The following is a 12,631-nucleotide window of genomic DNA, read 5'->3' as shown; positions in this document are numbered from 1 at the left end:
AAAAAAGCCGGCATGAAGCCGGCTTGGAAGGATGAACTTGATCTGTTAGTGGGAGGTGGCGCCAGAGGCTCCCAGCCCGGTTTGGGAGCGAACGAACTGCGGCAAGAACTTGGCATGTTCGTCGGCGGCGTTCTGGGAGCTGTCGGTGATGGAGAAGAACCAGATCCCGACGAAGGCCAACCCCATGGAGAAGAGGGCAGGGTATTCGTAGGGGAAGATGGCCTGGGCATGGCCCAGCACTTTCACCCACACGGTTGGGCCCAGGATCATCAGGGTTACGGCGCTCACCAGTCCCAGCCAGCCACCGTAGACTGCGCCACGGGTGGTCAGGCGTGACCAGAACATGGAGAGGAACAGTACCGGGAAGTTGCAGCTGGCGGCGATGGAGAAGGCCAGACCGACCATGAAGGCGATGTTTTGCTTCTCGAACAGGATCCCCAGACCAATGGCAACCACACCCAGCACCAGAGTCGTCATCTTGGAGACACGCAGTTCATCGGTCTCGTTAGCCTTGCCCTTCTTCAACACGCTGGCATAGAGGTCATGGGAGACCGCAGAGGCTCCCGCCAGGGTCAATCCGGCAACTACCGCCAGAATGGTGGCAAATGCCACGGCGGAGATGAAGCCGAGGAACAGGCTGCCACCAACCGCATTGGCCAGGTGGACGGCTGCCATGTTGGTGCCGCCCAGCAGGGCGCCGGTGGCGTCCTTGAAGGCCGGGTTGGTGCTGACCAGCAAGATGGCGCCAAAGCCAATGATGAAGGTGAGGATGTAGAAGTAACCGATAAAGCCGGTGGCGTAGAACACCGATTTACGCGCCTCTTTGGCGTCACTCACGGTGAAGAAACGCATCAGGATATGGGGGAGACCGGCGGTACCGAACATCAATGCCAGACCGAGCGAGATGGCGGAGATGGGGTCAGCAACCAGGCCACCCGGACTCATGATGGCGATCCCTTTCTCGTGCACCTTGACCGCTTCGCTAAACAGGGCACCGATATCGAAGTTGACCGATTTCATGACCATGATGGCCATGAAGCTGGCACCGGAGAGTAGCATCACTGCCTTGATGATCTGCACCCAGGTAGTGGCCAGCATGCCGCCAAACAGCACGTAGAGCACCATCAGGATACCGACCAGCACCACGGCCACATGGTATTGCAGGCCAAACAGCAGCTCGATCAGTTTGCCGGCACCGACCATCTGGGCGATCAGGTAGAGGGCGACCACCACCAGCGAACCGCAGGCGGAGAGGGTGCGGACTTCAGTCTGCTTGAGACGATAAGAGGCGACATCGGCGAAGGTGTATTTGCCGAGGTTGCGCAGCCGCTCGGCGATCAGGAACAGAATGATGGGCCAGCCCACCAGAAAGCCGATGGAGTAGATGAGGCCGTCATAACCGGAGGTGTAGACCAGCGCGGAGATCCCGAGGAAGGAGGCGGCGGACATATAGTCACCGGCGATTGCCAGACCGTTCTGGAAGCCGGTGATACGGCCACCGGCCGCATAGTAGTCGGAAGCCGAGCGGTTGCGCTTGGAGGCCCAGTAGGTGATGAACAAGGTGGCGGCTACAAAGACCACGAACATCACGATGGCCGATACATTGAGGGGTTGGCGTTGTACTTCGCCGGTCAGCGCATCCGCTGCCAGCAGGGGGGAGGAGGCCAGTGAGGCCAACAGCAGCCACTTGCCTTTCATGCTTTTTGCGCTCATGACTGCACTCCCTTGAGGATCTTCTGATTCAGCTCGTCAAACTCGCCGTTGGCCCGAAACACATAGATGCCGGTCAACACGAAGGAGGAGAGGATTAGTCCCACCCCGACCGGAATGCCACGGGTGACGGTGGTGCTGTCGCTGAGCGGGGTGCCGAGCCAACCGGGGGCAAAGGCGATGAGCAAAATAAACGCCAGGTAGAGTCCCAGCATCAGAGCCGAGAGGGCCCAGGCAAAACGCTGGCGCTTGGCGACCAGCTCCTGGAAGTTGGGATCTTGCTGGATCCTCAGATAGCTTTGCTGTTCCATTGCAGTTCTCCATGACATGAGTGTCAGCGGTGGATGGGGTAACCCCGACGAGCAGGGGATCTGCTCATGTAAGCAAAATGTGAATTAAATGTTATTTGTCGACAATTAGACTTTGGGATAAGCCAGCGGCGAGCCGCAGGTCAGGCGCAGATAGATGAGCGCAGCCGTGGTGGCATCGGCAAGGGCGTCGTGGGCGGACAGGGAGGGGAGGGCCAAGTGACGGCAGATGGCATTCAAGTGGAGGTCAATGGCCGCATCGGGATAGCGGCGATAGAGGTGGTCGTGATAGAGCTGGCTGACCTCGATCCCTCGCTGTGGTAGGGTCAATCCCCACAATTTCTGGCAGGCGAGATTGAGAATGCGCAGGTCGTAGGCGATGTGATAGCCCACCAGTTCGCGTGGGCCGATAAAGTTGAGCAGCAGGCGCAGCGCGGCTTCCAGCTCCATTCCCTGTTGCAGATCCTGATGGCGCAGACCGTGGATCACCACAGAGTGGCTGGTCAGGCTGGCCGGTGGCTGTACCTTGATGGCGAGGGCCTCGCCGGTCAGCAGCCGGTTACCCTGAATGCGCACCGCCCCGATGGAGACGATCTCGGCTTGCTCGGGATCGAGACTGGTGGTCTCGAAATCGAGGGCGATCCGTTCATCTTCCGGTGGGGTGGCAAAGAGCTGCGCGAACTCGCCAGTTCGGAACGCACGGCCATACCAGTAGCGTCGAACGCGGCTCAACATGGCTATTGTCTCAGACGAAAGTGCAAGGTGAGCCACTGCTGGAACTTCTTAACCTGATGCAGCGCCTGACGCAACAGATCCCGCTCGCTGTGGCTGAGCTCGCTTGTCTGCACCCGACTATTGCCCCCCTTGAGCTGGCTGCGCAGCCTCAGCCGGATAAAGAGCCGGAACGCCTCTGCCAGATTGCTGCCATAGTCGGCACTGAGCCGATCGGCGGCCACCAGTGCGTCGATACGCCCCAGGGTTGAAGTCTCCAGAATGCCTGCCTCAAGGGCCAACATGCGGATACCGTGCACCAGCGGGAACAGGCCGCCCCGCTTCAGATCCAGCCCTTCCGGTGGCTGCTCCAGCCGGCCAAACAGGGTGAGCGGCGCGTGAAAGGCCACTGCCGGTCGCACCATCTCCGCCAGCAGATCCCGTCTGTCCATCAACTGCTCGCGCAGCGCTCTGGCAACTGGCAAATGCAGTTGGCGATCCCCCGCGATGGGGTGAGCATCGGCCAGGGTGGCGAGCCAGAGCAGCTCATCCTCTTTTGCCGTGGTGCAGGCGCAGGCAATGGCGCTTTGCCACTCGCTGCCTGTTTTCACCCAGGCCGGATTGTTCACCATCACCTGCCCGGGGCAGAGGGGGTAGCCGAGGCGCTCCAGCAGGGCGCTGAATTCGGCCAGATCGGCTGCCTGGGTGGGCCATGCCAGCCCTTCTGGCAGGATCAGGGCGTTGTCCTGATCGGTTTTGAGGATCTGCTCGCCGCGCCCCTCCGAACCCAGCATCAACAAGCAGACGTTATCCTGCACCTCGGGGGGGATCACCAGCGCAAAGGCTTTGGCGATCAGTTGTTCGTTGATGGTGGCGATGAGCTTCATCAAAAAGGCGGTGTGGATCCCCTGTGCAAACAGCGAGCGGGTCAATTGCTGCTGCTCGCGGGCCACCGCCTCCAGCGCGGGCAGGCTGTCGGCGCGGGCGATACGCAACGTCAGCACGTGGGAGTGGGTCGAGAAGAGCCCCAGCACCTGAGTCAGTTGCAGGATCCCCGCCACCTCGTTGCCACGCCACACCACCAGTCGCTTGATGCGATGGCGGGTCATCAGCAGCAGGGCATCAAACAGATAGCTCTCCAGCGGCAGACCAATCAGGGGCGTGGGGGTCAGCACCGAAAGGGGGGCTGTCAGTGGCAATCCCTTGAGGGTCAGGGCGTGGAGCAGGGTCTTGCGGGTTGCCAGCGTGAGAGAGCCGTCGTGGGCCGGGTAGAGCAGGCAATCGGTTCCCTTGCTCACCATGGCTTCGGTCGCCGCCAGCAGTGACAGCTTGCTGTCGACGATAAGCGGTGCCTGCAGGTGGCCGGGTTCGATGCGGGTCAGGATAAATTCCGCCAGATTCTTCTGACCCAGTTGTTCGCGTTGCTCTTGCTGGCGCTGACGCTCGGCCAGATTGGCGGTGAAGTAGCTGGCAAACTGCGGATCCTGCTCACAGAGCGACAGAAAGGTGTGGCGAGGAATGAGCTGACAGAGGCTATCTTCCAGCGCGGTGAAGCGGTGGCGGCAGCGGCCGTCAAACTGGGCGCGCACATCGAACAGATCATCGACCCCGTAATCACCAAACTGGTGGTGAGGGGCAGACTCTTCCACCGCCCCCTTGATGATGAGATAGAGGCCGGGAGGCTCATCCCCCTCTTTTAGCAGCAGATCCCCGGCCCGAAAATAGCAGAGCGAGAGGTGACGGGAGAGCCGTTCGCGCGCCTCCTCATCCAGTCGGTCGAACGGTGGTCTGGCAAAATTGAACAGGGTTGACATGACAGCGTCCTCTGCTGGCTTGCGGCACTCATGCAGCTCCCAGTGTGACAAAGGGAGGGGGAGGCGACCAGCCGACTTTAGTCTCAGCTGTACCGCCTGTTCACACTCTGATAACGTGGTGGTATGACCAGTGAGTCAGTTTCAGGGATCAAGGAGAGGACAAGGGAGATGGAAAAACCAAGGATCAAGTGCGAGATCCACGACGGGATTGCCGAAGTGATGCTGACGCGGGGGGATAAACTCAATGCGCTGGACCGCGCCATGTTCAGTGCCATCGACGAGACGCTGACGCAGCTCGCCCGGCACAAGGGGTTGCGGGCGGTGATCCTGCATGGTGAGGGGCGGGCCTTCTGTGCCGGGCTGGATGTGAAATCCATGCTGAGACAGCCGGTGGCGGCGCTCGATATTCTCAAGCGCGAAGCGGACGAGGCGACCAATCTGGCCCAGCTGGTTGCCTATGGCTGGCACCAGCTGCCGGTGCCGGTGATTGCGGTGACCCAGGGAGTCTGTTTTGGCGGTGGCTTGCAGATCGCGCTCGGCGCCGATTTTCGCTTCAGCACCCCCGATTGCCGTTTCTCGGTGATGGAGATCAAGTGGGGGATCATCCCCGACATGAGCGGCAGCGTCACCATGCGCAACCTGATGGGGCTGGATACCGCCATGGAGCTTGCCATGAGCGGGCGTGAGCTTGATGCCGTCGAGGCGAAATCCCTCGGGATGGTGAGCCGGGTCTGCGCCGATCCGCTGGTGGAGGCGCGGGAGTTTGCCCGTACCCTTATCACCAAGTCGCCGGATGCACTGGCGGGGATCAAGCAGCTCTACAGCCAGGCCTGGGCCCGCAGCGATGAAGCCATGCTCAAAGAGGAGACCCGCCTGCAAAAGCAGATCCTGGGGCGACCCAATCAGTGGCGGGCCACCCTTAACAGCCTGTTTCGCTGGCGGCTGCCCTTCGGGCCGCGCCGCAATCCGCTCTGAGATGAGGTGACAGGAAAAAGAAATGGCAGCCAAGGCTGCCATTTTTATTGATGCCTTATGTCGTTCTGGTTCAGGAGGTCTTGCGATCCTGATCCGGCTCGAACTGATGGCCCGATTTCTCCCGCTCCAGGTTCTCTTCGGAGCGTTTGCCCACCCAGTAATCGGCGTTCTTGATGCCGAGCTTCTCCGGGTGGAATACGGGGTCAATCCCTTGTGCCTGCTGCGCTTCATAATCCTTCAGACAGGTGAAGGCGGTCTTTTGCAGCAGCAGGATGGCGATGATGTTGAGCCATGCCATCAGGCCGACCCCGATATCCCCCATGCCCCACGCCAGATCTGCAGTCTTGACGGTGCCGTAGACAGTGGCAGCCATCAGCGCAATCTTCAGCAAGAAGGTGAGCCAGGGGCGATTTATCTTGCGGTTGATGTAGGCGATGTTGGTCTCGGCGATGTAGTAGTAGGCAACGATGGTGGTGAACGCGAAGAAGAACAGCGCGATGGCCACGAAAATGCTGCCAAAGCCCGGCATCATGCTCTCCATGGCGGTCTGCACATAGCCCGGGCCTGCTGCGATACCGGCAATACCTGTGTAGATAGCAGCGCCGTCCGGCCCTTGTACGTTATAGAGACCGGTGATCAGCAGCATAAAGCCGGTGGCGGAGCAGACGAACAGGGTGTCGATATAGACGGAGAACGCCTGCACCAGACCCTGTTTGGCCGGGTGACTCACTGCCGCAGCAGAGGAGGCGTGCGGTCCGGTACCCTGACCCGCTTCGTTGGAGTAGACCCCGCGCTTCACGCCCCACATGATGGCCAGGCCCAGAATGGCACCGAAACCGGCATCCAGACCGAAGGCGCTCTTCCAGATCAGCAGGATCACGCCCGGCAGCTGGCCGATATTCAGGGCGATGATGACGCAAGCCACGATGATGTAGCCCAGCGCCATAAAGGGCACCACGGTACTGGCGAAGCTGGCTATACGCTTGACGCCACCGAAGATAATAAAGCCGAGCAGCAGCGCCAGACCGGCGGCGGTGACGTTCGGATCGATATTAAAGGCGGTCTGCAGGCTGGAACCGATGGAGTTGGCCTGCACCCCCGGCAGCAGCACGCCGCAGGCGAAGACGGTAGCGATGGCGAAGGTCCAGGCGTACCACTTCATGCCAAGTCCTTTCTCGATGTAGAAGGCCGGGCCGCCGCGGTATTCACCGTTGATCTTCTCTTTGTAAACCTGACCCAGGGTGGACTCCACGAAAGCAGAGCTGGCGCCGAGGAAGGCAACCATCCACATCCAGAACAGGGCGCCCGGGCCCCCGAAGGTGATGGCGGTGGCCACACCGGCGATGTTACCGGTACCCACGCGACCGGCCAGGGTCATGGCCAGCGCCTGGAAGGAGGAGACACCGGCATCGGTGCTCTTGCCATCAAACATCAGGCGCACCATCTCTTTGATATGACGCAGTTGCAAAAAACGGGTGCGCAGGGAGAAGTAAAGACCGACCCCCAGACACAGGTAAATGAGCGCAGGGCTCCAGATTACACCATTGATGGCATTGACGATTTCATTCATGTACAACAACTCCTTTGTTGTGTTTGTGGCGCTGTCTTGGCGAGATCTTGGCCTCGCTCTCTGTCACTGTTTTCGGCCCTGTTTGTTAACAATCCAGTTAACAAATGAGCGCGAGGTTGAGGGGTTAAGCAGAGCGCAAACACGCGCCATGCATGGCTTGTAACATATCGAGTTGTATCGGTGCTTCCCAGCGAAAAATGTTGCCTTGTTGCAAATTTGTGAATTGACAAGGGTGGGGGGATAATGGCAGGCAGCGTTTTCTATGAGTAAAGATGAGATCCTCCTTGTTGATCTGCGCCGGACAATGTGACGGGCGTAACACAATGGAAAGCAAACATGAGGCCAACAATGAAAAATGATCCTGAGACGTTGACGATCCGTCCCCCCGAGGCCGACGACGGGAGCGCCATCGCCCACCTGTTCACCCAATTGGGGTATCCTGCCGAAGGCGCTGACGTGACGGCGCGCCTGTTGGCACCGGATCCCGCGAGCGTTGTGCTGCTCGCCTCCCTAGGCGACAAGGTGGTCGGCGTGCTGGTGTGGCACAAGCTGGCACCGCTGCATGTTGCACCAGCTTGGGGCCTGATCTCGGCGCTGGTTGTCGATGAAGGGGCAAGAGGGGCGGGAGTGGGCGCAGCCTTGCTCAAGGGCGCCGAAGCGATGGCGCGGGCCGCAGGTTGCGCCCAGCTGGAGCTATCCAGCAGCCTCAAGCGCGAAGCGGCCCACCGTTTCTATCTGGCGCAGGATTATCAGGAGCGGCCGAAACGGTTCGTCAAACTGTTGTGACCTGTTGTTTGCATCAAAAGAAGGAGTAGGCGTGCTGGGATGGTTCAAATGGCTGGGTGGTCGCCCGCAAACGCCCATGAGTGAGGATGAGTTGGCGCTGTGGCGTCAGGCGCTGGCGGCTGTGCCCATCTTGCAAGGGCTCAGCGACACCGAGCAGACGACGCTTATCGGCTTGGGGCAACAGCTGCTCAAGCGCAAGACCCTGACCCTGATCGGGGTCGAGCTCAGCCGCCGTCAACAAGCGGTGCTGGCACTGCAGGCGGCGTTGCCCATCTTGCACCTTGGCCTTGACTGGTATCGCGGCTTTCACGAAGTCATCATTATTCCCGAGCCCGTCACCCGGCGCCAGGAGGTGCAGGATGAGTTCGGGCTGGTGAGCGAGTTTGAAGAGGAGAACGCCGGTGAATCCTGGCCGCAAGGGCCGCTGGTGCTGGCCTGGAGCGAACTGCAGCAAGATGGCGACTGGGACGGCTTTAATCTGGTGATCCACGAGCTGGCTCACAAGCTCGACATGCTGGGCGGTGAGGCGGATGGAGCACCGCCGTTGCCGGGGCCGATGAGCAGCCAGCTGTGGCAACAGGCCTTTCAGAGCGCCTTCGATACGCTGTGCCAGCAGCTTGATCGGGACGAAGTGACCGATATCGATCCCTATGCCGCCGAACATCCCGCGGAGTTTTTTGCCGTCAGCTGCGAGTGTTTCTTTACCGATCCGCTCCGGCTGCAGCAGGTTTATCCGGCGGTATACCGGCAACTGAGCCAGTTCTTTAGCCAGGATCCCGCACTGCGTTTCCCCGCGACCCGCTTGCTGGCGGGGGAAGCGGGCGCCGGGTCACTTAGCTGATAACCGAGCTGTTAAACGGTTATTCAAGATAGTAAAAAGGCACCCGAGGGTGCCTTTCTCACAATCTGAGTGGCTTGCCTATCAGGCAGCGGCTTTCAGCTGTACGGCGGCGGCTTTCTTGTGATCGCCGATCGGCATTACGGTGCGGCCGAACTGCTCGTTGATCACGGTGGCCATGGCCAGGTAGATGGCGCTGGCGCCACAGATGATGCCTTCGAAACCGGCGATGGTGCCGATCAGGGTGCTGCCGGTGAAGTCACGGGCGGCCAGCAGGAAGAACAGCACGGTCAGGGAGGCGAACACGAACTGCTTGGCGCGCGGGTAGTTGATGGTGCCAACCAGCATGAACAGGGTGAACATGCCCCACATCAGCAGATACCAACCCATGTAGGCGTGCGGAGTGGCTTCGGCCAGACCCATGGTTGGCATGATCAGCAGGAACACCAGGCTCAGCCAGAACAGGCCGTAGGAGGTGAATGCGGTCACACCGAAGGTGTTGCCACGCTTGTACTCCATGATGCCAGCGATGATCTGGGCGATGCCGCCGTAGCACAGGCCCATGGCCAGGATCATGGCGCTGATGGGGAAGAAACCTGCGTTATGAATGTTCAGCAGGATGGTGGTCATACCGAAACCCATCAGACCCAGAGGGGCAGGGTTGGCCAATTTTTCGCTCACGTGGCGTTCTCCAAAAATAGAGGTGGGGGTTAACAAAAGACGCGCGATTTTAGGCAGGCTGTGGCGCGCCCGCAAGGGGGCAAGGGGGATAAATCGTAAAAAAACTACGTGATTATTTGCATCAGAGGCCAAATGCTCACCAGGACAGGCTGTTTGGTGAGCAAAAGGTGTCAAAATAGTTGAGAGGTTGTATTTTTATTACGCATTTGCGCAGTGCCGCGGCCTTACTGATCAAGTGTCAGGATCACTTTGGCTTCCTTGTCTTCTTCTTTGACCTGGCTGTCGAGCACGAACAGCCGCTCTGGGGCGATCCCCTGGCTGTCGACCAGAAACTCCTTGGTATTTTGCGCCCGGCGCATGGCGAGATTGCGCAGGGATTTGGCGGTGATGAGCTGCTGATCCCGCAGCAGGATCACCGCCTGGGCCCGCAGTGCTGCGCTCTCTTCATCCAGATGGAGGCGATCGGCCAGATCATCCAGATCTTCGCCAAAGCGCTCTTCATAGGCTTGGGCCAGCGCCTCTTGCAGGGCGGGGTCCTGTTCCAGCAGGTCGAGATCCGCCTGATTGCCGGTGAGCTTGGCCAGTACCCGTTCCAGCTTTTGCCGTTGCAGGATGGGGCGCTCCTCGTTGAAGTTGACCTTGCCGCGAATGTTCATGCTGAGCTTGGGTCTATCCTTGAGGGCCTGCGCCAGCTTGACCAGTTTCTCCTGCTGGGTGGGGGTGAGATCGGGATCCCCCGGCAGGAAGGGAAGTTCGTCGAGATCTTCGGTGCCATCGGCCAGCGAGGCGAGCAGGGAGAAGGGGGAGGTGATCGCCTTGCTCAGGGTGTTGCCCAGCACATCCCAGAAGATATTGCCGATGCTGAAGTCCGGTTGATCGAGATCGCCCTTCACCTTGAGGTTCATCTGTATCACCCCGTTGGCATCGCTCAGCAGGGCGATGGCCAGCCCCAGCGGCAGATCCTTGGCCTGATCGCTCTTGATCTTCTCGCCCAGTTGCAGCTTCTTGATGGTGATGTCGTTATCCCCCTCCAGCCGATTGCCCTCCAGCTTGTAATGCAGCTTCATGGAGAGCTGCCCCTTGTCAATGGCATAACCGGCATAGGTGCCCGAATAGGGGGTGAAGGTGGTGAGCTCCAGATTGTGGAAAGCGACCGCGATGTCGAGGATCGGGTTGGCCACCAGCAGGTTGGTACCGCCGCGAATGGTCACTGGCGCATAGCGATCCACCTTGCCGTTGAAGGCGAGATCGGAGCGTTGCCCCGGAATATTGCTGATATGGCGACTCTGGCCGCCCAGCGAGGCGATATCGGCCACAAAATCCTGACTCAGACTGCGGTCAGCAAAGCGCAGGTTGCCCTGCTCGGTGCGCAGCTGGTCGATGGTGAAACGAAAATCGGGAGCCTTGCTGCCAGCCGTCGCGTGAGTGCTGTTGGTTGCCGCCGGTTGTGGCAACAGCAGCTGTTGCAGGTTGGTGGTGCCATCTTCGTTGATCTCGATGCGGGCGAAGGGCTTGTTCAGGGCAATGTCCTTGATCCGCATCTGCTGGCTGATGCCGTCGTACGTCAGACCGGTGAGAGCCAGGGTGTTGAACTCCAGCAGCCGCTGATTGTCTGCCCGATCGACTACTTTGAGCCCGTTGACATCGAGCCCCCCCTGCAGGGTCAGCTTGCTGAGATCTCCCTGGGCGGTGGTGGCGAGATCAAGTCTGGTCTTGCTGCTCAGCAGCCCGTTTTGCACCTTGATGCGTACCAGATCGGCCAGATAGGGCTGTGCCAGCGTCAGGGGTAGCCCCTGCTGGTTGATGTCGCCGCTTAAGGTGAAAGGAGTCAGGGTCAGTTGGCCATCAAAGGCGAGGGGGCTGCTCTGGTTGAACTGGGTGGCCAGAGTCAGTTTGCTAGGTTGCTCCCCCTTGCTGCCCAGTGGCCCCAGCGCCAGCTTGAGGCCGGAGAGCTGGCGTGCCTGCGGTTTGCCGCTGCTCGATTCGGTGAGAGTGAGATCGCCCTTGTCGATAAGGATCTGCTTGATCTGCCACTGCCAGGGTTTGTCTGGCGTATGTTTCTTGCCGTTACCGGCTGTCTTTGCTTGTTGTGCCGACTTGGGCGCCGCATTGTTGGCCACCTCGTTTGCGGCGTGGGCCCCTTTGGCGGGTTTGGCGGGGGCCTGTTCAATCAGCAAGTCAGCCAGATCCAGCTCCTGCTGTGGGTTGAGGGTGGCCTTGAGCAGGGGTTGTTGCAGAGTGACCTTGCCGATCTGGAGCGACTGTTTCTGGCCATCGACAGCCAGATCGCTCAGGGCCAGCTGGCCGAAGCGGGCAAATTCGTCGCCCTTGTGTTTTTTAAGCTGCCAGTTGTCCAGGGTCAGCTTGCCTTTGGACAATTGCCACAGCACTCCTTGCTTGCCCTCTTTAAGCTGGTACTCCACCTCTGCATTGGCGTGGCCCTTGGCCAGATCCAGCTTGAGATAGGGTGCCCAGAGCGGGGCGAAGGGTTTCAGGTCGACCTGTTTGAGGCTCGCTTTGCCCTGGCCCATGCCGCTCATCACATCGAGTTTGCCGTGGGCAGCGAGGCTGCTTTTGCCGTTGATGGCTGCGTTCAGCTGATAGGCGGTCGGGTGATTTGCCTCGGTGCGCAGGTTATCGAGCTTGAGGGTCACTTTCTCCAGATTGAGAGGCGGCAACCAGCCGGGTTCGCTCTCCTTGCGTTGATCCTGATAGCGCACATGCCCGTCAGTGACATTGACACTTGCAATATCGACCAGCAGCGGGGCGCTGGCTGTTTCGGGCTCGGGGGAGGGCGAAGGGGCGAGCAGGGTCGCCAGCGCATCGGTCAGATTGAGTCGAACCTCCCCTTTTTTGTCTGTCAGCCGTTGCAGCAGCACCACGGGTTTGGTCAGGGTGACGGCGGAAAGCACGACCCCTTTCTGCTGCCAGCAGGCTTGCAGGTTTGGGGTGATAAAGAGCTGCTCAAAACGGACGATAGGCTGCTGTTTGGCATCGAGCAGGGCGGTCGCGCCGAGGGTGAGAGATGGGGTGCGGACTCCTACGTCAATCTCCCCCAGCGTCAGTTGCAGGCCATAGTGTTCGGCCAGCCAGCCGGGCAGATAGCGCTGGACCAGACGGGGGGTTTGCCACAGCAGCAGAGTGACCAGGATAAGAAACAGCAGGAAAGCGTAGGCAAGGTAGCGCAGCAAGCGGAGCTTGGGGGACGCGGGCTCGGTGGTGTTCATTTGGTGCACTC

General features: G+C 60.0%; 10 protein-coding genes. 3 read left to right on the top strand and 7 right to left on the bottom strand.

Annotation, left to right across the window (positions count from 1 at the left end):
- Positions 1 to 45 precede the first annotated feature (45 nt).
- The 4 genes from VF684_RS17610 to VF684_RS17595 all read right to left on the bottom strand — a co-directional run bounded on the left by VF684_RS17610 (position 46) and on the right by VF684_RS17595 (position 4,543).
- Positions 46 to 1,698, bottom strand: coding sequence for a cation acetate symporter (locus tag VF684_RS17610; RefSeq protein ID WP_026035062.1), 1,653 nt, complete (start codon positions 1,696 to 1,698; stop codon positions 46 to 48).
- Between the two features lie 11 nt (positions 1,699 to 1,709).
- On the bottom strand, positions 1,710 to 2,021 hold the full coding sequence (locus tag VF684_RS17605; protein WP_005336970.1) for a DUF485 domain-containing protein: 312 nt from the start codon (positions 2,019 to 2,021) through the stop codon (positions 1,710 to 1,712).
- Between the two features lie 105 nt (positions 2,022 to 2,126).
- Complete coding sequence (locus VF684_RS17600; RefSeq protein WP_376898455.1) at positions 2,127 to 2,753, bottom strand: 3'-5' exonuclease; 627 nt, start codon at positions 2,751 to 2,753, stop codon at positions 2,127 to 2,129.
- Between the two features lie 2 nt (positions 2,754 to 2,755).
- On the bottom strand, positions 2,756 to 4,543 hold the full coding sequence (locus tag VF684_RS17595) for a putative nucleotidyltransferase substrate binding domain-containing protein (RefSeq protein ID WP_376898453.1): 1,788 nt from the start codon (positions 4,541 to 4,543) through the stop codon (positions 2,756 to 2,758).
- Between the two features lie 168 nt (positions 4,544 to 4,711).
- Between VF684_RS17595 and VF684_RS17590 the strand changes: the two genes are divergently transcribed.
- Positions 4,712 to 5,518 carry a crotonase/enoyl-CoA hydratase family protein gene (locus VF684_RS17590; protein ID WP_376898451.1) on the top strand — a complete coding sequence of 269 codons (807 nt, stop codon included), beginning with the start codon at positions 4,712 to 4,714 and terminating at the stop codon, positions 5,516 to 5,518.
- A 70-nt stretch (positions 5,519 to 5,588) separates the two neighbouring features.
- On the opposite strand, the gene VF684_RS17585 is transcribed toward VF684_RS17590, so the two are convergent.
- Entirely contained in the window at positions 5,589 to 7,088 is a 1,500-nt protein-coding gene (locus tag VF684_RS17585) for an alanine/glycine:cation symporter family protein (RefSeq protein ID WP_005360093.1), read from the bottom strand.
- 348 nt (positions 7,089 to 7,436) lie between these two features.
- Between VF684_RS17585 and VF684_RS17580 the strand changes: the two genes are divergently transcribed.
- Positions 7,437 to 7,874 carry a GNAT family N-acetyltransferase gene (locus VF684_RS17580; RefSeq protein ID WP_201913239.1) on the top strand — a complete coding sequence of 146 codons (438 nt, stop codon included), beginning with the start codon at positions 7,437 to 7,439 and terminating at the stop codon, positions 7,872 to 7,874.
- Between the two features lie 76 nt (positions 7,875 to 7,950).
- Positions 7,951 to 8,715 (top strand): zinc-dependent peptidase, encoded by a 765-nt coding sequence (locus VF684_RS17575; protein ID WP_234879883.1) that lies wholly within the window; start codon positions 7,951 to 7,953, stop codon positions 8,713 to 8,715.
- Between the two features lie 81 nt (positions 8,716 to 8,796).
- Here VF684_RS17575 and VF684_RS17570 read toward each other — a convergent pair whose 3' ends face one another.
- The gene (locus VF684_RS17570; RefSeq protein ID WP_005336948.1) at positions 8,797 to 9,393 is read right to left on the bottom strand and encodes an acetate uptake transporter; all 597 of its coding nucleotides are present in this window, start codon (positions 9,391 to 9,393) and stop codon (positions 8,797 to 8,799) included.
- 224 nt (positions 9,394 to 9,617) lie between these two features.
- Positions 9,618 to 12,620 (bottom strand): DUF748 domain-containing protein, encoded by a 3,003-nt coding sequence (locus VF684_RS17565; RefSeq protein ID WP_139441093.1) that lies wholly within the window; start codon positions 12,618 to 12,620, stop codon positions 9,618 to 9,620.
- Positions 12,621 to 12,631 lie beyond the last annotated feature (11 nt).

The sequence above is a fragment of the Aeromonas sp. Lyrl_2 genome, assembly GCF_051948815.1.
GTDB classification, from domain to species: domain Bacteria; phylum Pseudomonadota; class Gammaproteobacteria; order Enterobacterales; family Aeromonadaceae; genus Aeromonas; species Aeromonas veronii.
Note: the sequence above shows the minus strand (reverse complement) of the source record. Positions and strands in the feature narration are given on the sequence as shown.